The sequence below is a fragment of the Pseudomonas sp. GW460-LB5 genome (assembly GCF_059423245.1).
The window spans coordinates 1-18,630 of the sequence record NZ_JBWKXT010000086.1 but is presented as its reverse complement, the minus strand read 5'-3'; the positions used below and the strand labels follow the sequence as shown (position 1 = coordinate 18,630).

Genomic DNA, 18,630 nt, shown 5'->3' with positions numbered 1-18,630 from the left:
GTGAGATCGAGCGCCGCCCGCGCGGCGCATCGCGACGCAAGGCCGCTCCCACATTTGTTGCAACGTGGCCATGTCTGTGAGGCCATGGTTGTCAGCCTTGGTGCATGACGGAAGGCTGGTGGAGCGATAACAGCGTCAGCGCACAGGCATCGTCAGATCAACAAGGCGCGCAACCATGGCCTTGCAGGTTTGGCACGTTGCAACAAATGTGGGAGCGGCCTTGCGTCGCGATGCGCCGCGCGGGCGGCGCTCGATTTCCGCCACACCAAACAACTCAAGGCAAGCCCAGCGACCCCGTCAGCGCGGCTCCATGTGGGCAATCATCAACTGCACACTTTCGTTGCCACGAAACTCGTTCACATCCAGCTTGTACGCCAGTTCGACCCAGCGCACGGTCGGGTTCGGCCACACTTCGCGGTCGACGCCAAAAGCAATGCCATCCAGTCGCACCGAACCACACTCGCTCTTGAGCACCACCTTCAGGTGCCGCTCGCCCACCACGCGCTGCTCCACCAGCTGGAACACGCCGTGGAACAGCGGCTCGGGGAAATGCTGGCCCCAAGGCCCGGCATGGCGCAGGGCCTTGGCCAGGTCGAGGTGAAATTCCTCCACGGCCAGGCTGCCATCTGACAACAGCCGGCCTGTCAGGTCTTCCTCACGCAGCTGGCGACGCACTTCTTCGTCAAACGCCTCGGCAAAGGCCGGGAAATTACCCTCAGGCAACGATAAGCCCGCAGCCATGGCGTGGCCGCCGAACTTGCTGATCAGTTGTGGGTGGCGCGCCGCCACGGCATCCAGTGCATCGCGGATGTGGAAGCCTGGTACCGACCGCGCCGACCCTTTGAGCATGCCTTCACCGGCATCGGCGAAGGCGATGGTAGGCCGGTGGTAACGCTCTTTCAGCCGCGAAGCCAGAATACCGATCACGCCCTGGTGCCAGTCGGCATCGAACAGGCACAACCCATACGGCATGGACTCCACCGGCAGGTCCTTGAGCTGGGCCAGGGCCTCGCGTTGCATGCCCTGCTCGATGGACTTGCGGTCCTGGTTCAACTCGTCAAGCTGCTGGGCCATGTGCTGGGCCAGCGCCGCGTCTTCGCACAGCAGGCACTCGATGCCCAGGCTCATGTCGTCCAGGCGACCGGCGGCGTTCAGCCGCGGGCCCAGGATGAAGCCAAGGTCAGTCGAGGTGATACGCCGGTGATCGCGGCGGGCCACTTCGAGAATTGCTTTAAGCCCTGGGCGGGCGCGACCGGCGCGGATGCGCTCAAGGCCCTGATGCACCAGGATGCGGTTGTTGGCATCCAGCGGCACCACGTCGGCAACGCTGCCCAACGCGACCAGGTCGAGCAGCTCGCCGATGTTCGGCTGTGCTTGCGTCTCATAGCGCCCCAGGCTGCGCAGGCGCGCGCGCAGGGCCATCAGCACATAGAAGATCACCCCTACCCCGGCCAGCGCCTTGCTCGGGAACGTACAGCCAGGCTGGTTGGGGTTGATGATAGCGTCGGCATCGGGCAGTTGCTGGCCTGGCAGGTGGTGGTCAGTGACCAGCACCTTGAGCCCGGCGGCCTTGGCTGCCGCCACACCCTCGACGCTGGAAATACCATTGTCCACGGTGATCAGCAGTTGCGGCTGACGCTGCAGCGCCACCTCGACGATTTCCGGGGTCAGGCCATAGCCGTATTCGAAGCGGTTGGGCACCAGGTAATCGACGTGGGCCGCACCCAGCAGCCGCAGGCCCAGCACCCCGACGGTGCTGGCCGTGGCGCCATCGGCATCGAAATCGCCAACGATAAGAATGCGCTGGCGCTGGTCCAGCGCCTCGACCAGCAGGTCGACACCGGCCTCGATGCCCTTGAGTTGCTGGTACGGCAGCAGGCGCGCCAGGCTTTTGTCGAGCTCGGCCTCGCACTGTACGCCGCGCGCGGCGTACAGACGGGTCAGCAAGGGTGGCAAGTTACCCAGAAATGGCAGTGTCGGCGGCAGGGGGCGAGGTTCGATACGCATAGGTCGCTTCAGCCACGCTCACCGAGCAGCCACTGCAGTTGCACCTCGTGCTGGCCACGGTCATCGGTCACGAACACCGTACCTTCACTGATCATCACGTCCCACTTGATGCTGCGCGGCATGTCGGTAGCCAGCGTCTCCAGCACCTCCTGAGGCACGGCAGCGATGTTCAGGTTTTTCAGGTTCTTCACGGCACCTACCACCTTGCCTTCCCACACACGCAGGCTGCCATAGGCCAGCAGGCTGGTGCGTTCGGTACGGCGCGAGCACCAGGTCAGGCGGTCGGCGTCTGGCTGGCCAACTTCGATCCAGTGCAACACGCGATCATCCAGGCTCTTTTCCCACAGCGCCGGCTCATCGACATCCGAAAGACCGCGGCCAAACGACAAGTTCTCGTTGTACCAGAGCGCGTACGCCAACAGACGAACCGCCATACGCTCTTCCGTTTCCGAAGGATGGCGGGCAATGGTCTGCTTGACGCTTTCGTAGACATTGCGATCAAGGTCGGTCAGATTCAATTCGAACTTGTAGGTGGTGGACGGCTGGGCCATGGTCGACGGGCTTCGTGCAAAAGAAAAGTGGCACAGTCTAACCCATCCGCTCTCTCCATGCGCCGCAGCAGTACCCGGCGAAACCGACGTGTGATAAAACCACGGCTCTGCCCAGCTGCCACGGATACCCCATGTCGACGCCCAGCAAACCCCTCGCCGGCCTCAAAGTTGTCGAACTTGGCACCCTGATTGCCGGGCCGTTTGCCTCGCGCATCTGTGCCGAATTCGGCGCCGAGGTGATCAAGGTCGAATCCCCCGACGGCGGCGACCCGTTGCGCAAGTGGCGCAAGCTGTACGAGGGCACTTCGCTGTGGTGGTTCGTGCAGGCGCGCAACAAGCAATCACTCACCCTCAACCTCAAGCACCCCGAGGGCCGCGAGATTCTGAAGCGCCTGCTGGCCGACGCCGACATCCTGATCGAGAACTTCCGCCCGGGCGTGCTGGAAAAGCTCGGCCTGGGCTGGGATGTGCTGCATGCGCTGAACCCGGGCCTGGTGATGGTGCGCCTTTCGGGCTTTGGCCAGACCGGGCCGATGAAAGACCAGCCGGGCTTTGGCGCCGTGGGCGAGTCGATGGGCGGTTTGCGCTACATCACCGGCTTCGACGACCGCCCGCCGGTGCGCACGGGCATTTCCATCGGTGACTCGATTGCCGCCTTGTGGGGGGTAATCGGCGCGCTGATGGCGCTGCGCCACCGTGAAGTCAATGGCGGCCAGGGCCAGGTGGTGGACGTGGCGCTGTACGAGGCGATTTTCGCCATGATGGAAAGCATGGTCCCGGAATTCGATGTGTTCGGCTTTATCCGCGAGCGCACCGGCAACATCATGCCGGGTATCACGCCCTCCTCGATCCATACCAGCGCCGACGGCAAGCACGTGCAGATCGGCGCCAACGGCGATGCAATCTTCAAGCGCTTCATGCAGGCCATCGGCCGTGCCGACCTGGCAGAAGACCCGACCTTGGCCAGCAACGATGGCCGTGACCTGCGCCGAGACGAACTGTACGGGGTGATCGACCGCTGGGCCAACAGCCTGCCCCTGGAGCAATTGATGCAGGTACTGACCACAGCCGAAGTGCCCGCCAGCCGTATCTATTCGGCCGAGGACATGTTCAAGGACCCGCAGTACCTGGCGCGGGAGATGTTCTTGCAAGCCAAGCTGCCGGACGGCAAGCCATTCCGCATGCCGGGCATCGTGCCCAAGCTGTCGGATACGCCTGGTTCCACCGAGTGGGTCGGCCCGGCGCTGGGCGAACATACCGAAGCACTGCTTACCCGCCTGGGCTATGACGCGGCGGCCATTGCCGGCCTGCGCGAAGCCGGCGCGGTCTGACGCCTGCCGCCGCCCTCGCCCATGCGCGCTGCCCGCGGGTTACGCCACCTGATCCTGCTGTGCGGGCTACTGCCCGCATTGCTCCTGCAGCCGGTCAGTGCCAAAGAACGCATCGTCTGGCTGGTACGTGACCTGCCGCCCTTCACCATTTTTCACGGCACGGAAAAAGGCCAAGGGGTAATCGACCAGTTGTTGCCGCTGCTCATCGGGCAGATGACTGAATACGACCACAGCATCGTACGGGTCAACCGCGCCCGCGGCATCCAGATGCTGCAAGACCGCAACAGCTTCACCTGCGACCCGACACTGCTATGGACCGCGGAACGTGCCGAATATGTGCGCTTTTCCATGCCATCGCTGGGCGTGCTCAGCGGTGGCCTGGTGCTGCGCCAGGAAAACCAGGCGCTGGTGGCACCCTACCTCGACGGGCAGCAGGTAGACCTGCATGGCCTGCTGAGCAACGACTCGCTGAAGCTCGGAATTGTTGCCGAGCGCAGCTACGGCACCCAGATTGACGCCATCCTGCGCCAGTTGCCCGACAGCGTGCTCAGCCGCCATTACGGCAATGATGCCACCGCCAACCTGCTGCAGATGCAACAGCTGGGGCGCCTGCGCATGGTGCTCGGGTACTGGCCGGAAGTGCGTTATCTGATTCAGCAGCAAGGGGGCTCACTGGCGGATTACCAGTTTCATCCTGTGCAGGGGGTGGCGCGCTACCAGTTTTTGCATGTAGGTTGCTCGGACAGCCCGCTAGGGCGCGCAGCGATCGCGCATATCGACCAGCTCTTGCCTGCACTGCGCCGGAATGTGTTGCCGCAGTGGTACGCGCGCTGGCTGGACCCGGCGCTGCATGAAGACTACCTGGAAGAAAGCAAGCACTTCTTCGAAGACCAATAGCCGGTTGATCAGCATGCCTGGGGCCTGTAAAAGCCTTACCGGAAAAAAGAAACCCCGGACGCTGGGGAAGACGCCCGGGGCCAAGCGAAAGCCATTGAGGCTTCCCGAGGTAGCCTTGCCAGCACCGGAGCAAAGCACTGGCTGGCTACCCTTACACTGTCTGATGAGCTACTCAGGCAAAGGTTCCCCTCGGTTCCTGACGCTGCTGCAGCGCCGCGATCACACAGGGCTGCAAACGCCCTTCGGCGATCTGCAAGTCACGGTGCAGGCCATCTACCAGATCGATCAACAGGCGCTGCTCTTGCAACTGACGCTCGCTGACCGTGCGCCGTAGCGTAATGCCGGCGACACGGTCGTGCAGGGTCAATTGGCGATTACCGCTGGCATCAGCAACGCCGAGCTGGGCCTGGTAAGGCGTCAGGGCTTCGTTGAGCAGTTTGCAGATTCTTTCCATCCGGGTCACTCGCTGCGTGGTGGGATCTAAAGGAACTGACCAACAAGCGCAGCGCAAAGTTCGTCATGCCGCGCAGTTTCAGTGAGCATGCGTGGCAGACGTGACAGTTTGAACACGCCGCCACGGGCGGGCTTGCAGCGCTTGCAAGGCACGCTGCAGGCGTGTGGTAGAAAGCGGCCAGGGGAGTTCGGCGAGCACCCAAAGGCCCCGGTTTCTTGCCGCCTGAGCAAGGTCCTGGTGTTTGGAAGTGGCTTGGCCGACGAACAACAGCGCACGTGATCGATGCTGCCGTGCGAGCAAGGCAAGGCCCGCCCGGGTTGGCATGGCATGGTCAAGAATCAGCAGATCGGGCCCACGTTCAGCGGCCAGGCAGACGTCCAGGTCGGTTGCGTTTGCGCTGATGCGCACGTTGAACATGCCTTGGGCATTGAGGGCCTGGTGCAGGATGATCTGGTGTGATGGGCGAGCCTGGTGGATCAACACGTAGGGCTGGTGCATATGCCGCTCCTGGTGAGAGGACCGGCTAATTTAGGCTACGCGTTGAGGCGCCTGAATAGGACTATTCTGAAACGCTTGAGGGAAGATTCCGAGCTTCTGGAGCCGCGTTGCGGCCCCAGAAGACAACGCAGTTACAGCGGCTTGCCGCGGTTACCGTGCTGGCTGACAAAGCCCTGGACTGCTTTCAGGTCATTGGCCAGCACCGTGCAACGCTCTTCACGGCTGAACAAGTCGCTGAGGTGCGCCGGCAGTTCCAGCGCCTTGCCTACACCCGCCTTCTCTACCGCTTCCGGGAACTTGACCGGGTGCGCGGTACCCAGCACCACCATTGGCGTATCCAGGCTACGGCGGCACTCACGGGCAGCCTTGACCCCGATCGCGGTATGCGGGTCGAGCACTTCACCGGTGGCGGCGAAGACCTCGGCAATGGTCTCGCAAGTCTGCTCGTCACTCACGGCCAGCGAGTCGAACAGCTTGCGGGCTTCGCTCCAGCGGCCTTGCTCGACGCTGAAGCCGCCACCTTGTTTGAAGCTGTCCATCAGCTCGGCAATCGCCCCACCGTTGCGACCGTGCAGGTCGAACAGCAGGCGCTCGAAGTTGGACGAGACCATGATGTCCATCGACGGCGACAGGGTCGCGTGCAGGGTTTCCTTGACGTACTGATTGCCGCTCATGAAACGGTGCAGGATGTCGTTGCGGTTGGTGGCGACGATCAGCTGGCTGACCGGCAGGCCCATGTTGCGCGCCAGGTAACCGGCGAAGATATCGCCGAAGTTGCCGGTTGGCACCGAGAATGCCACCGAACGCGCCGGGCCACCCAACTGCAGGGCTGCATGGAAGTAGTAGACGATCTGGGCCATGATGCGCGCCCAGTTGATCGAGTTGACTGCCACCAGGCGGGTGCCCTTGAGGAACGACTGGTCAGCGAAGCTGGCCTTGACCATTTCCTGGCAGTCATCGAAGTTGCCTTCGATGGCGATGTTGTGGATGTTGTCGCCGAAGAGGGTGGTCATTTGGCGGCGCTGCACTTCAGACACGCGCTGGTGCGGGTGCAGGATGAAGATGTCGACGTTGTCGCAACGGCGGCAGCCTTCGATGGCGGCGGAACCGGTATCACCGCTGGTGGCACCGATGATCACTACGCGCTCGTTACGCTTGGCCAACACGTGGTCAAGCAGACGGCCAAGCAGTTGCAGGGCGAAGTCCTTGAACGCCAGGGTCGGGCCGTGGAACAGCTCCAGCACCCACTCGTTGCTGTTCAGCTGACGCAGCGGGGCGACCGCAGCGTGAGCGAACTCGCCGTAGGTTTCTTCGAGGATCTTCTTGAAGTCGGCGTCGGCGATGCTGCCTTCAACAAACGGGCGCATCACACGGAAGGCCAGCTCGTGGTACGGCAGGCCAGCCCACGAGGCGATTTCTTCCTGGGTAAAGCGTGGCAGGTTCTCGGGGACGTACAGGCCGCCGTCACTGGCCAGGCCAGCCAGCAGCACGTCTTCGAAATTCAGGGCCGGTGCCTGGCCGCGGGTACTGATATAGCGCATGGGTGCAAACCTTCAATGCTGGGGCCGGGGCCGCACTGGCGGCCCGACGGCACTCGTTTGTTAGTTGAGCTGTTCGACGCGGATGCGCACGACCTTGCCGACCACGTCCTGCAGGGCTTCCAGGGCGACGATGGCGTCGTTGATGCTCTGCTCGACCACGCCGTGGGTCAGGAGGATCATTGGCACCAGGCCGTCCTGCTCCTCGGCTTCCTTCTGCATGATCGACTCGATGTTGATGCCACGCTCCGACAGGATGCTGGCCACCTGGGCCAGTACGCCTGGGTGATCCTTGGCCTGGATGCGCAGGTAGTAGGCGCTTTTGCAGGCTTCGATCGGCAGGATCGGGTGGGCCGACAGCGAGTCTGGCTGGAAGGCCAGGTGCGGTACGCGGTTTTCCGGGTCGGAGGTCATGGCGCGGACCACATCGACCAGGTCGCCGACCACCGACGAAGCGGTGGGCTCCATGCCGGCGCCAGCACCGTAATACAAGGTGGAACCGGCAGCATCACCGTTGACCATGACGGCGTTCATCACACCGTTGACGTTGGCGATCAGGCGGTCGGCCGGGATCAGCGTCGGGTGCACGCGCAGCTCGATGCCTTCGGCGGTGCGGCGCGCCACGCCCAGGTGCTTGATGCGGTAACCCAGGGCCTCGGCGTAGTTCACGTCAGCGGTGGTCAGCTGGGTGATGCCTTCGGTGTAGGCCTTGTCAAACTGCAGCGGAATGCCGAAAGCGATCGACGCCAGGATGGTCAGCTTGTGCGCGGCATCGATGCCTTCGACGTCGAAGGTCGGGTCGGCTTCGGCGTAACCCAGCGCCTGGGCTTCGGCCAGCACGTCCGGGAAGGCACGGCCCTTCTCACGCATTTCGGTGAGGATGAAGTTGCCGGTGCCGTTGATGATGCCGGCCAGCCAGTTGATACGGTTGGCCGACAGGCCTTCGCGGATGGCCTTGATCACCGGGATGCCACCCGCCACGGCCGCTTCGAAGGCGACGATCACGCCCTTTTCGCGGGCCTTGGCAAAAATTTCGTTACCATGCACGGCAATCAGCGCCTTGTTGGCGGTGACCACATGCTTGCCGTTTTCGATGGCCTTGAGCACCAGATCGCGGGCGATGGTGTAGCCACCGATCAGCTCGATGACGATATCGATCTCCGGGTTGCTCGCAACTTCGAACACGTCAGCGGTAATGGGGGTACCGGTAATCTGGCAGTTCGGGTTCTGCGAGCGCATGGCGATCTGGGCCACTTCAATACCGCGCCCGGCACGGCGGGCAATCTCCTCGGCGTTGCGCTGAAGTACATTGAAGGTTCCGCCACCGACGGTCCCCAACCCACAGATGCCTACTTTGACCGGTTTCACTGTGAACTCCCCATTGAACGGCCGACACCTTCGCCGACCGTGAAACATGCCGTCACCCCATGACGACGGCGTACTGAATTGGATTACTTGGCAAGTGCCAGCTTGGCGACCTGCGGTGCCGGCTGGTAGCCCGGAATGACCTGGCCGCTTTCGAGGACGATAGCCGGCGTGCCGTTGACGCCGATCGACTGGCCCAGCTGGAATTGCTTGCCGACCGGGTTGGCGCACTTGGCGGCCTTGATCTCTTCACCTTCGACCATCTTGTCCATCGCCCCGCGGCGGTCACTGGAGCACCACACGGCCTGCAACTGCTGGTCACCCGGCGAGCCGAGCCCTTGGCGCGGGAAGGCGACATAGCGCACTTCGATACCGCGACGGTTCAACTCGGGCACTTCGGCGTGCAATTTGTGGCAATACGGGCAGGTGGTGTCGGTGAACACGGTGATGTGCGACTTGGTCTCGCCTTTGGCAGGATAAACCACCATCTCGGCGGCTGGAATGCCGTTGATGAGTTTGGCAACCCCTTGGCGTTCGGTCTTCTCGGTGAGGTTGACCGGCTTGCCGTCCTGGATCTGGAACAGGTAGCCCTGCATCACGAACTGGCCGTCGGCGCTGGCATACAACACGCGGCCGCCCTGCAGCTTGACTTCATACAGGCCGTTGAGCGGGCTGCTGGCCACGCTTTCTACTGGCACTTCCAGCTCGAGGTTCTGCAGCGATTTGCGGATGGCCTGCTCGGCCACGGCATTGCTGTCGGTTGCCGCGGCAACGGCAAAGGTACTGGCCAGCGCCAACGCGGCGGCGGCGAAAAACTGGGTCACGCGCATGGGAACTCCTGAAGGCGGACAGGGGCCGGAGGGCGCCACCTGCGGAAAATACGCGGTGGCCGTGCGGCCCTTGGTGCAAACCGCCCAAGCCTACCACATCACACCACCGGTGAAGGGGCTTGCAAGGACCAGTCGGCGGAACATGAAAAACATTCATCCACGTGGGTGATGCTGTGCGTGCAACTGCTGCAGGCGGGCTTTGGCCACGTGGGTGTAGATCTGAGTGGTCGAGAGGTCGCTGTGGCCGAGCAGCATCTGGACCACGCGCAGGTCGGCACCATGGTTGAGCAGGTGAGTGGCAAAGGCATGGCGCAGCGTGTGTGGCGACAGCGGTTTGTCGATACCTGCCACCCGGGCATGGTGCTTGATGCGGTGCCAGAAGGTCTGGCGGGTCATCTGTTCGCCGCGCTGGCTGGGGAACAGCACGTCGCTGGGGCGGCCATTGAGCAACTCGGCGCGGCCATCGCGCTGGTAGCGCTCCAGCCACACTACTGCCTCTTCGCCCATGGGCACCAGGCGCTCTTTGCTGCCCTTGCCCATCACCCGAAGCACACCTTGGCGCAGGTTGATCTGGTCAAGGGTCAGGCTGACCAGTTCGGTGACGCGCAGACCGCAGGCATACAGCACTTCGAGCATGGCGCGGTCACGCTGGCCGATGGCTTCACCCAGGTCCGGGGCCTGCAGCAAGGCTTCAACGTCAGCTTCGGACAACGACTTGGGCAGCGGCTTGCCCAGTTGCGGCATCTCGACCTGCAGGGTCGGGTCAATCGCCACCAGCTTCTCGCGCAGCAGGTAGCGGAAGAAACCCCGCAGGCCGGACAGAAAGCGCGCCGTGGAGCGTGGCTTATAGCCCTGATCGAGGCGCCAGGCGAGGTGATCGAGGATCAGGTCACGGCCGGCGTCGGGCAGGGAAACCGAATGCTCCTGCAGCCAGCCGTTAAACAGCGCCAGATCGCTGCGATAAGACACGCGGGTGTTGTCGGACAGGCCTTTTTCAAGCCACAGGGCGTCGAGAAACTGGTCGATCAGGGGGTGGTCTAGGGCGGGCATTCGGGGCTGCTGGGTGTTGGACGTTGGCTTAGTGTTTCACAGCAGCTGACAGGTTGTCTGTACTGGCCTCCTCGCGGCTAAAGCCGCTCCCACAGGGTTTGCCACAAGATCAGGAATTGTCTTACCCCTGTGGGAGCGGCTTCAGCCGCGAAGAGGCCGGTGCAGGAAAAGCTCAGGCCTGGGGCAAAACGGGCACAGGGCGCTTGTCCTCATCGATGGCGACGAAGCTGAAGACACCGTGAATCGCCCGCTCGCGGCCGTCCAGGTACATGTTCTCGACAAACACGTCCACCTGCACCTGCAGGCTGGTATTGCCAACCTTGACCACCGAGCCCACCAATTCAACGATAGAGCCCGCCGGGATCGGGTGCTTGAAGTCGATGCGGTCGGTGGACACGGTCACCAGCGGCAGGCGGCAAAAACGCGTGGCGGCGATGAACGACACTTCGTCCATCCAGGCCAGGGCGGTACCGCCGAACAGTGTGTTGTGATGGTTGGTGGTGTTGGGGAACACCGCCTTGGTCACGCGGGTCACCGACAACTCGGTGCGGCGCTGGATTTCCTGGTCTCGGGCAGTGCTCATGGGTTACTCCATCATACAGCGGGCGGGCCATTGCGCGCCCTTCGCGGGTAAACCCGCTCCCACAAAAAAAGCAGCCCGAGGGCTGCTTTTTTCTCGCTAGGCGGCCTTGGCCACCGGGCAAACTGTACTCAGGACAGTTTTTCCTTGATGCGAGCGGCTTTGCCGGACAGGTCGCGCAGGTAGTACAGCTTGGCTTTACGCACGTCACCACGACGTTTCACGGCCAGGCTGTCGATTTGCGGGCTGTAGGTCTGGAAGGTACGCTCTACGCCAACGCCGCTGGAGATCTTGCGCACGGTGAAGGCGCTGTTCAGACCGCGGTTACGCTTGGCGATAACAACGCCTTCGAACGCCTGCAGACGGGAACGCTCACCTTCCTTCACTTTAACCTGGACAACAACGGTGTCGCCTGGTGCGAAGGTCGGGATTTCCTTGCTCATCTGCTCGGCTTCGAGCTGCTGGATGATCTTGTTGGTCATGCTGTGCTCCTAAGATGGATACGCGATCCACCATCGATACGTTTAACTATCGTCCCGCTCGCGGAGGTATTCCTCGAGCAGCTTCTTCTCTTCTCCAGAAAGCGAGCGACTTTCCAGAAGATCGGCGCGTCGTTCGAAGGTCCTACCAAGGGACTGCTTCATCCTCCAACGCCGGATATGTGCATGGTTGCCACTTAGCAACACGTCGGGAACACGCTGATCCGCATACACCTCAGGTCGGGTGTAGTGCGGGCAATCCAGCAGACCGTCGGTGAAGGAGTCTTCTTCCGCCGAGTCCACATGCCCTAAAGCTCCGGGCAGCAGCCGTGTAACCGCATCGATCAGTACCATGGCCGGCAGCTCGCCACCGGAAAGCACATAGTCACCAATCGACCACTCCTCATCGACATGAGCCTCGATAAAGCGCTCGTCGATGCCTTCATAACGACCGGCGATCAGGATCAACGATTCCTGTTCGGCCAGGCCTTTGACCGCCTGCTGAGTCAGCTTGCGGCCTTGTGGCGAGAGGTAGATCACCTTCGCCGCAGCTCCGGTCGCTTGCCTGGCGCTAACCAGGGCGTCTTCCAGAGGCTTGATTTTCATCACCATGCCCGGACCACCGCCAAACGGCCGATCATCTACCGTGTGGTGACGATCTGTGGTGTAGTCCCGCGGGTTCCAGCAAGTTACCTGAAGCAACCCCTGTTTCACCGCGCGGCTGGTAATGCCGTACTCCGTGATGGCCGAGAACATCTCGGGGAACAACGTGATGACGTCTACGCGAAGGTTACCCATCGTTTAGAAGTCCGCGTCCCATTCGACCCGCATCACGCCTGCTTCCAGGTCGACGTTGAGCACGCATTGCGCCGTGTAGGGCAACAGACGCTCGCGATCATCCAGGCTGCCTGCGCAGGGCTTGACCACCATTACATCGTTCGCACCGGTCTCCAACAGGTGATCGACCTTGCCGAACAGCTGTTCGTCCTGGTTGATGACCTTCAGACCTACCAACTGGTACCAGTAGTACTCGTCGGCAGCCAGGTTGGGCAAAAGGCTCCGCGCAATGCAGATTTCGTAACCGCTCAGAAGACGGGCTTCATCACGATCATCGAGGCCTTTCAACTTCACGACCAGGCCCTTTTGGGAGCCACGACCGCTGACCAGCTCGACCTGCTTTACCTTGCCTTCGTGCCGAAGCGTCCAGCCGGGATAATCCAACAGGTTTTCAATCGGATCGGTAAAGGAATACACCTTCACCTCGCCGCGAACGCCGTGAACCGAAAAAATCTTGCCAACGACGATGAGGTCGTCAGCCTTTTCTGGCGTCGCGTTCATACTGTTCAGGCAGCGGCCTTGGCAGCGTCCTTCAGCAGCTGAGCAACACGCTCAGACGGCTGTGCGCCCTGGCTCAGCCAGTAGGTGACGCGCTCTTGGTTGACCGACAGCTTGACTTCGGCGCCCGATGCGATCGGGTTGAAGAAGCCAACGCGCTCAACGAAACGGCCGTCACGGGCGTTACGCGAGTTGGTCACGGTCAGGTGGTAGAATGGGCGCTTTTTCGAGCCGCCACGGGCCAGACGAATGGTTACCATGTGAACATCGTTCCTATAGTCGGTGTTGCAGTTTGTACTGCAAATCTGAATGCCAAATAGGCACACGGGTGCCCAAAAGGCCGCATATTCTCGGGGAATACACGGACATTTGCAAATGACTTTTTCGGCAAGGCATTGCCCCACCGTCCAGATTTGCCGATTTAGCCGCTAAATCAACGGCAGTTGCCCCGCCAGGCGGGGGTTCTGGAAGCCTGCCCCGCTAAAGGCGGGCTCCCGGAATAGGGATTACAGCTTCGGCATGCCGCCGCCTGGCAGCATCCCGCCCAAGCCGCGCATCATCTTGGCCATGCCGCCTTTGGCGGAGAATTTCTTCATCATCTTCTGCATTTGCTTGTGCTGCTTGATCAGCCGGCCGATGTCCTGCACCTGCGTGCCGGAACCCAAGGCGATACGGCGCTTGCGCGAACCACTGATCAGGTCAGGGTCGCGGCGCTCGGCCGGGGTCATGGAGTTGATGATCGCTTCCATCTGCTTGAACTGTTTCTCGGCCGCGCCCTGGGCGTTGCCCATCTGCGACAGGTTGACCCCACCGATGCTCGGCAGCTTGTCCATCAGGCCGCCCAGGCCGCCCATGTTCTTCATCTGTTGCAGCTGGTCGCGGAAGTCTTCGAGGTCGAAGCCCTTGCCCTTCTTCAGCTTCTTGGCCAGCTTGTCGGCCTTGGCCTTGTCGATGGTCTGCTCGGCTTGCTCGATCAGGCTGAGCACGTCACCCATGCCGAGGATGCGCGAAGCGACGCGGTCAGGGTGGAACGGCTCGAGGGCCTCGGTCTTCTCACCCATACCGATGAACTTGATCGGCTTGCCGGTAATGGCACGCACCGACAGTGCAGCACCGCCACGGGCATCACCGTCCACCTTGGTCAGCACCACGCCGGTGAGTGGCAGGGCCTCGCCAAAGGCCTTGGCAGTGTTGGCGGCGTCCTGGCCGGTCATGGCGTCGACCACGAACAGGGTCTCGATCGGCTTGACTGCAGCGTGCAGCGCCTTGATCTCGTCCATCATGTCGGCGTCGATGTGCAGACGGCCGGCGGTGTCGACGATGACCACGTCGATGAACTTCAGCTTGGCTTCGCGGATGGCCGCTTCGGCAATGGCCACCGGCTTCTGGCTGATGTCGGACGGGAAGAAGGTGACGCCGATGTCGTTGGCCAGGGTTTCCAGCTGCTTGATCGCCGCCGGACGGTAGACGTCGGCGGACACCACCATCACGCTCTTTTTCTTGCGCTCTTTAAGGAAGCGCGCGAGCTTGCCGGCAGTGGTGGTCTTACCGGCGCCCTGCAGGCCGGCCATCAGTACAACGGCAGGCGGTGCGGCGTTCAGGGCAAGGTCTTCGTTGGCCGCGCCCATCAGGCTTTCCAGCTCGGCCTGGACGATCTTCACGAACGCCTGGCCCGGGGTCAGGCTGCGCGACACTTCGGTGCCGACCGCACGCTCCTTGACGCTATTGACGAAATCCTTGACCACCGGCAGGGCAACGTCGGCCTCAAGCAGGGCCATGCGCACTTCGCGCAGCGTGTCCTTGATGTTGTCTTCGGTCAGCTTGGCCTTGCCGGTGACATGGCGCAGCGTCTGTGACAGGCGGTCGGTCAGGTTTTCGAACATGGTGATCCTTTCAGGCCCAGTAAAAGCCGAGGTTTGTCAGGCACCCTGGGGGAAATACACACCCGCCGGGCACAGCAAGGCGGCGATTATAGCGAAGTGCAGCGGCGGCGCACACCTTGGGAGACATTCGGTGGCTGCAGTGCCCCCTTCGCGGGCACGCCCGCTCCCACCGGATCCCCACCCTATTGCGACCTGCGCTGGACCTGTGGGAGCGGGCGAGCCCGCGAATGCCCTGACACAAGCCTTCAGTCTTCCTTGATCAGCGGAATCTATGCCAAACTCCGTCTCTTTAAGGCTCGCCAACCAGGACTTATGGTTTCCTCTCCCAGCCTCATCCCCAACCTGATCGCTGCCGGCCTTTATATAGCGGCGGCCATCTACCAGGGTTCGCACCTGGCCCAGGGCCGCAAGTCCGACAAGCGCCTGCTTGCCCTGCTGGGTACTTTTGCGGTGCTCGCCCAGGCCGGTGCACTGTACTTCCAGCTGATCACCCCGCTGGGCCTGAGCCTGGACTTCTTCAGCGCCGCCAGCCTGATCGCCGTGGCCGTCATCGCCCTGACCCTGGTGGCCTGCCTGCGCATACCGGTGGAAAACCTGCTGGTGCTGCTGTTCCCGCTGGGTGCGGTGACTGCACTGCTGGCGCAGTTCGCGCCACCTGGCACAGTGCCGCTGATCAACGAAGAGCCGGGCATCCTCGCGCATATCCTGCTGTCGATCCTGGCGTACGGGCTGTTTACCATCGCGGTGTTCCAGTCGCTGCTGTTGCTGCTGCAGGACCACCAGTTGAAGCACAAGCACCCGTCCGGGCTGATCCGGAATTTCCCGCCCCTGCAAACCATGGAAAGCCTGCTGTTCGGCTTCCTCTGGGCCGGCTGGTGCCTGCTGTCGCTGTCGCTGATCTCCGGCTGGCTGTTCCTCGACAACCTGTTCGCCCAGCACCTGGTACACAAGACCTTGCTGGCCTGTGTCGCCTGGGTGGTGTTCAGCGTACTGCTGTGGGGCCGCACCCGCCTGGGCTGGCGTGGCCACAAGGCCATCCGCTGGACGCTGGCCGGTTTCTGCCTGCTGATGCTGGCCTATTTCGGCAGCAAGCTGGTTCGCGAATTCATCCTGCATATCTGACGGCCGCTCATGGACACACTGCCGTACGCACCGCTATTCGGCACTTTGGCACTGGCGCTGCTGTGGTCGGCGCTGTTCACCACGGTGGAAGCCGCCCGACTGCAGCTCAATGGCACCCTGCGCGCCCACGAGGACGGCCAGCCCGTGCTCCCGGCACAGGCCCTGGTGCTGTGCGCCAGCCTGGGCAAGCTGCTGGTGTTGGGCCTGGCCTGCCTGGTGGGCCAGCGCCATAGCGGCGAGCACGGCTTCTGGCTGGCAGGGCTGGCCGCAACCCTCACCTTGCTGGTGTTTGCCGAGTACCTGCCGCGGCGCCTGGCCCGGCGCAACCCACAGGCATGTGTCAACCTCGGTACCAGCCTGCTGAAAGTGCCCCTCGCCCTGCTGCAGCCACTGGCCTGCCTGCTGGACGGTTTCGCCAAGCTGCTGCTGCGCCCGTTCCGCGTGCAACCCACGGCCGTGGCCCTGCACCCGCAGGAAGCCGACGACTTCGACGAAGACGAGGAGCACGAAACACCCCGCCATGGTCTGCTCGATGGCCTGCAGGCGCTGGACAAGATCACCGTCAACGACATTCTGGTACCGCGCAACGAAGTGGACGGCATCAACCTCGACGAGCCGATCGAGCGCATCATCGAGCAGTTGATCGTCAGCCGCCATACCCGCTTGCCGGTCTACCACAACGACATCAATCAGGTCGAAGCAATCCTCAACACCAAGCTGATCAGCCACCTGCTACCCAAGGCCGACCTGACCCTGGAGGCACTGCACGGCGCCTGCTACGAACCCTATTTCGTGCCGGAAAGCACGCCCTTGCAAATGCAGCTGCTGAACTTCCACAAGCAACAGCGCCGGTTGGGTGTGGTGGTGGACGAGTACGGCGAGGTGCAGGGCATCGTCACCCTGGAAGACATCCTCGAAGAGATCGTTGGCGAGTTCGAGGACGAACAGAGCCTGGAAAACCCCCATGTACACCCGCAATCCGACGGCACCTTCGTCATCGACGGCAACGCCTCGCTGCGCGAGATCAACCGCACCCTGGGCTGGCACCTGCCCTGCGACGGCGGGCCGAAAACCCTCAACGGGCTGGTGACCGAAGCGTTGGAAAGCATCCCGGAAACCGCCGTTTGCCTGAAGATCGGCCGCTATCGCCTGGAAATCCTCGAAACAGAGGACAATTGTGCCAGCAAGGTACTGGTGTGGACGGTGACCCGATAGCTATACTCGGGTCACGCTTACCCAGCCCCGCCGCCACGCCTGCTACCCGCACCCGGCGTTCCACGGCCAGTCCGCTCCACTGACACGCCCTGCGGTCCTGCTTCAACACCCCGAACAGTGCCCGCGCCGCCCCTACCCCCCTTGGGCTATCGTCAGTCGTGCGCACACAACAACAAAACGCTCCGGCGCCCGCGCAACCGTGCCTGCCTTTTTTCGGCACGCCGCTGCGGGCCATGCCCATGGAGCCGGACCAGACTGTCAGGGACCTATTCAATGACAAGCAGCACCTATGCCGAAGCGCCTGATGCGCCGGTCAACTCGCCCGCGCGGGTCGCCACTGCCAGCTTCATCGGCACCGCCATCGAGTTCTACGATTTCTATGTCTACGCCACCGCTGCAGCCCTGGTGATCGGCCCGGTGTTCTTCCCGTCCGGGTCGAGCACCGCGCAAATGCTGGCAGCCTTCCTCACCTTTGGCATCGCCTTTCTCGCCCGCCCGCTGGGTTCGGCGCTGTTCGGCCACTTTGGCGACCGCATCGGCCGCAAGTCGACCTTGGTTGCCTCGCTGCTGCTGATGGGCGTCTCTACCACGGCCATCGGCGTGCTGCCTGGCTATGACAGTATTGGCGTGTGGGCGCCGATCATTCTTTGCCTGCTGCGCTTTGGCCAAGGACTGGGCCTGGGCGGTGAATGGGGTGGCGCGGCGTTGCTGGCCACCGAGAACGCCCCGGAGGGCAAGCGCGCCTGGTTCGGCATGTTCCCGCAGCTGGGCCCTTCGATCGGCTTTTTGGCCGCCAACGGCCTGTTCCTGACCCTGGCCCTGACGCTCAGCGACGAGCAGTTCCGTGAATGGGGCTGGCGTATTCCGTTCTTGCTCAGTGCCGCGCTGGTACTGGTGGGCCTGTATGTGCGCCTGAAGCTTGAAGAAAGCCCGGTCTTCGCCAAGGCTGTCGCCCGCCATGAGCGGGTGAAAATGCCAGTGTTCGAGCTGTTTTCCAACTATTGGGTGCCTACCCTGCTGGGCGCTGCAGCGATGGTGGTGTGCTATGCGCTGTTCTATATCTCCACGGTGTTCTCGCTGAGCTATGGCGTGACCACGCTGGGTTACAGCCGCGAGACATTCCTTGGCCTGCTGTGCTTCGCGGTGGTGTTCATGGCCTTGGCGACGCCGCTGTCGGCCTGGCTCAGCGACCGTTACGGGCGCAAGCCGGTGCTTATCGTCGGCGGCCTGCTGGCGGTAGCCTCAGGCTTTACCATGGAGCCGCTGCTGACTTCGGGGTCGACGGCCGGTGTGGCGCTGTTCCTGGCGATCGAGCTGTTCCTGATGGGCGTGACCTTTGCGCCGATGGGGGCACTGCTGCCTGAACTGTTCCCGACCCACGTGCGTTATACCGGGGCTTCGGCGGCGTACAACCTGGGCGGCATTGTCGGCGCCTCGGCGGCACCGTTCTTTGCCCAGAAGCTGGTCAGCATGGGCGGGTTGAGCTGGGTGGGGG

19 protein-coding genes are annotated in these 18,630 nt (G+C 62.6%); 5 read left to right on the top strand and 14 right to left on the bottom strand.

Going from position 1 to position 18,630, the window contains the following annotated elements; all coding sequences use genetic code 11:
- Positions 1-297 precede the first annotated feature (297 nt).
- Both recJ and AC07XM_RS29260 read right to left on the bottom strand, forming a co-directional pair.
- Positions 298-2,007 (bottom strand): single-stranded-DNA-specific exonuclease RecJ, encoded by a 1,710-nt coding sequence (gene recJ / locus AC07XM_RS29265; RefSeq protein WP_102690162.1) that lies wholly within the window; start codon positions 2,005-2,007, stop codon positions 298-300.
- Between the two features lie 8 nt (positions 2,008-2,015).
- The gene (locus AC07XM_RS29260) at positions 2,016-2,558 is read right to left on the bottom strand and encodes a YaeQ family protein (RefSeq protein ID WP_016485154.1); all 543 of its coding nucleotides are present in this window, start codon (positions 2,556-2,558) and stop codon (positions 2,016-2,018) included.
- A 131-nt stretch (positions 2,559-2,689) separates the two neighbouring features.
- Between AC07XM_RS29260 and AC07XM_RS29255 the strand changes: the two genes are divergently transcribed.
- Both AC07XM_RS29255 and AC07XM_RS29250 read left to right on the top strand, forming a co-directional pair.
- Positions 2,690-3,889 (top strand): CaiB/BaiF CoA transferase family protein, encoded by a 1,200-nt coding sequence (locus AC07XM_RS29255; protein ID WP_023047322.1) that lies wholly within the window; start codon positions 2,690-2,692, stop codon positions 3,887-3,889.
- 21 nt (positions 3,890-3,910) lie between these two features.
- A complete protein-coding gene (locus AC07XM_RS29250) occupies positions 3,911-4,786 on the top strand; it encodes a TIGR02285 family protein (protein WP_102690161.1) in 876 nt (291 codons plus the stop codon).
- 172 nt (positions 4,787-4,958) lie between these two features.
- On the opposite strand, the gene AC07XM_RS29245 is transcribed toward AC07XM_RS29250, so the two are convergent.
- The 12 genes from AC07XM_RS29245 to ffh form a co-directional block, all read right to left on the bottom strand.
- Positions 4,959-5,240, bottom strand: coding sequence for a DUF3509 domain-containing protein (locus AC07XM_RS29245; protein WP_016485151.1), 282 nt, complete (start codon positions 5,238-5,240; stop codon positions 4,959-4,961).
- 78 nt (positions 5,241-5,318) lie between these two features.
- Positions 5,319-5,738 (bottom strand): ANTAR domain-containing protein, encoded by a 420-nt coding sequence (locus tag AC07XM_RS29240; RefSeq protein ID WP_102690160.1) that lies wholly within the window; start codon positions 5,736-5,738, stop codon positions 5,319-5,321.
- A 131-nt stretch (positions 5,739-5,869) separates the two neighbouring features.
- On the bottom strand, positions 5,870-7,279 hold the full coding sequence (thrC, locus tag AC07XM_RS29235) for a threonine synthase (protein WP_102690159.1): 1,410 nt from the start codon (positions 7,277-7,279) through the stop codon (positions 5,870-5,872).
- A gap of 60 nt (positions 7,280-7,339) precedes the next feature.
- Positions 7,340-8,644: a homoserine dehydrogenase gene (locus AC07XM_RS29230; RefSeq protein WP_016485148.1), complete on the bottom strand. Its 1,305-nt coding sequence runs from the start codon at positions 8,642-8,644 to the stop codon at positions 7,340-7,342.
- Between the two features lie 83 nt (positions 8,645-8,727).
- A complete protein-coding gene (locus AC07XM_RS29225; protein ID WP_016485147.1) occupies positions 8,728-9,471 on the bottom strand; it encodes a thioredoxin fold domain-containing protein in 744 nt (247 codons plus the stop codon).
- A gap of 153 nt (positions 9,472-9,624) precedes the next feature.
- Complete coding sequence (xerD, locus tag AC07XM_RS29220; protein WP_016485146.1) at positions 9,625-10,521, bottom strand: site-specific tyrosine recombinase XerD; 897 nt, start codon at positions 10,519-10,521, stop codon at positions 9,625-9,627.
- Positions 10,522-10,693: 172 nt separating this feature from the next.
- On the bottom strand, positions 10,694-11,104 hold the full coding sequence (locus AC07XM_RS29215) for an acyl-CoA thioesterase (RefSeq protein WP_102690158.1): 411 nt from the start codon (positions 11,102-11,104) through the stop codon (positions 10,694-10,696).
- A 128-nt stretch (positions 11,105-11,232) separates the two neighbouring features.
- Positions 11,233-11,583, bottom strand: a complete 351-nt coding sequence (gene rplS, locus AC07XM_RS29210; protein ID WP_003252148.1) for a 50S ribosomal protein L19 — start codon at positions 11,581-11,583, stop codon at positions 11,233-11,235.
- A 42-nt stretch (positions 11,584-11,625) separates the two neighbouring features.
- Positions 11,626-12,378, bottom strand: a complete 753-nt coding sequence (gene trmD, locus AC07XM_RS29205) for a tRNA (guanosine(37)-N1)-methyltransferase TrmD (RefSeq protein ID WP_003252146.1) — start codon at positions 12,376-12,378, stop codon at positions 11,626-11,628.
- A gap of 3 nt (positions 12,379-12,381) precedes the next feature.
- On the bottom strand, positions 12,382-12,918 hold the full coding sequence (rimM, locus tag AC07XM_RS29200; RefSeq protein ID WP_023047325.1) for a ribosome maturation factor RimM: 537 nt from the start codon (positions 12,916-12,918) through the stop codon (positions 12,382-12,384).
- Between the two features lie 5 nt (positions 12,919-12,923).
- On the bottom strand, positions 12,924-13,175 hold the full coding sequence (gene rpsP, locus AC07XM_RS29195; protein ID WP_008094480.1) for a 30S ribosomal protein S16: 252 nt from the start codon (positions 13,173-13,175) through the stop codon (positions 12,924-12,926).
- 246 nt (positions 13,176-13,421) lie between these two features.
- Entirely contained in the window at positions 13,422-14,798 is a 1,377-nt protein-coding gene (gene ffh / locus AC07XM_RS29190; protein WP_012270758.1) for a signal recognition particle protein, read from the bottom strand.
- 312 nt (positions 14,799-15,110) lie between these two features.
- On the opposite strand from ffh, the gene AC07XM_RS29185 reads away from it, so the two are divergent.
- From AC07XM_RS29185 to AC07XM_RS29175, 3 genes are all read left to right on the top strand, one after another.
- Positions 15,111-15,920 carry a cytochrome C assembly family protein gene (locus AC07XM_RS29185; RefSeq protein WP_016485143.1) on the top strand — a complete coding sequence of 270 codons (810 nt, stop codon included), beginning with the start codon at positions 15,111-15,113 and terminating at the stop codon, positions 15,918-15,920.
- 9 nt (positions 15,921-15,929) lie between these two features.
- Positions 15,930-17,135 carry a transporter associated domain-containing protein gene (locus tag AC07XM_RS29180; protein ID WP_016485142.1) on the top strand — a complete coding sequence of 402 codons (1,206 nt, stop codon included), beginning with the start codon at positions 15,930-15,932 and terminating at the stop codon, positions 17,133-17,135.
- A gap of 273 nt (positions 17,136-17,408) precedes the next feature.
- Positions 17,409-18,630: MFS transporter (locus tag AC07XM_RS29175; protein ID WP_102690361.1), on the top strand; the 1,222-nt coding region annotated here is incomplete at its 3' end.

Coding starts and splice junctions, on each gene's coding strand:
- rplS (WP_003252148.1), bottom strand. CDS start 11,583: ATGACCAACAAGATCATCCAGCAGCTCGAAGCCGAGCAGATGAGCAAG.
- trmD (WP_003252146.1), bottom strand. CDS start 12,378: ATGGGTAACCTTCGCGTAGACGTCATCACGTTGTTCCCCGAGATGTTC.
- recJ (WP_102690162.1), bottom strand. CDS start 2,007: ATGCGTATCGAACCTCGCCCCCTGCCGCCGACACTGCCATTTCTGGGT.
- thrC (WP_102690159.1), bottom strand. CDS start 7,279: ATGCGCTATATCAGTACCCGCGGCCAGGCACCGGCCCTGAATTTCGAA.
- ffh (WP_012270758.1), bottom strand. CDS start 14,798: ATGTTCGAAAACCTGACCGACCGCCTGTCACAGACGCTGCGCCATGTC.
- xerD (WP_016485146.1), bottom strand. CDS start 10,521: ATGCCCGCCCTAGACCACCCCCTGATCGACCAGTTTCTCGACGCCCTG.
- AC07XM_RS29240 (WP_102690160.1), bottom strand. CDS start 5,738: ATGCACCAGCCCTACGTGTTGATCCACCAGGCTCGCCCATCACACCAG.
- AC07XM_RS29185 (WP_016485143.1), top strand. CDS start 15,111: ATGGTTTCCTCTCCCAGCCTCATCCCCAACCTGATCGCTGCCGGCCTT.
- AC07XM_RS29225 (WP_016485147.1), bottom strand. CDS start 9,471: ATGCGCGTGACCCAGTTTTTCGCCGCCGCCGCGTTGGCGCTGGCCAGT.
- AC07XM_RS29215 (WP_102690158.1), bottom strand. CDS start 11,104: ATGAGCACTGCCCGAGACCAGGAAATCCAGCGCCGCACCGAGTTGTCG.
- AC07XM_RS29260 (WP_016485154.1), bottom strand. CDS start 2,558: ATGGCCCAGCCGTCCACCACCTACAAGTTCGAATTGAATCTGACCGAC.
- rpsP (WP_008094480.1), bottom strand. CDS start 13,175: ATGGTAACCATTCGTCTGGCCCGTGGCGGCTCGAAAAAGCGCCCATTC.
- AC07XM_RS29255 (WP_023047322.1), top strand. CDS start 2,690: ATGTCGACGCCCAGCAAACCCCTCGCCGGCCTCAAAGTTGTCGAACTT.
- AC07XM_RS29250 (WP_102690161.1), top strand. CDS start 3,911: ATGCGCGCTGCCCGCGGGTTACGCCACCTGATCCTGCTGTGCGGGCTA.
- rimM (WP_023047325.1), bottom strand. CDS start 12,918: ATGAACGCGACGCCAGAAAAGGCTGACGACCTCATCGTCGTTGGCAAG.
- AC07XM_RS29180 (WP_016485142.1), top strand. CDS start 15,930: ATGGACACACTGCCGTACGCACCGCTATTCGGCACTTTGGCACTGGCG.
- AC07XM_RS29245 (WP_016485151.1), bottom strand. CDS start 5,240: ATGGAAAGAATCTGCAAACTGCTCAACGAAGCCCTGACGCCTTACCAG.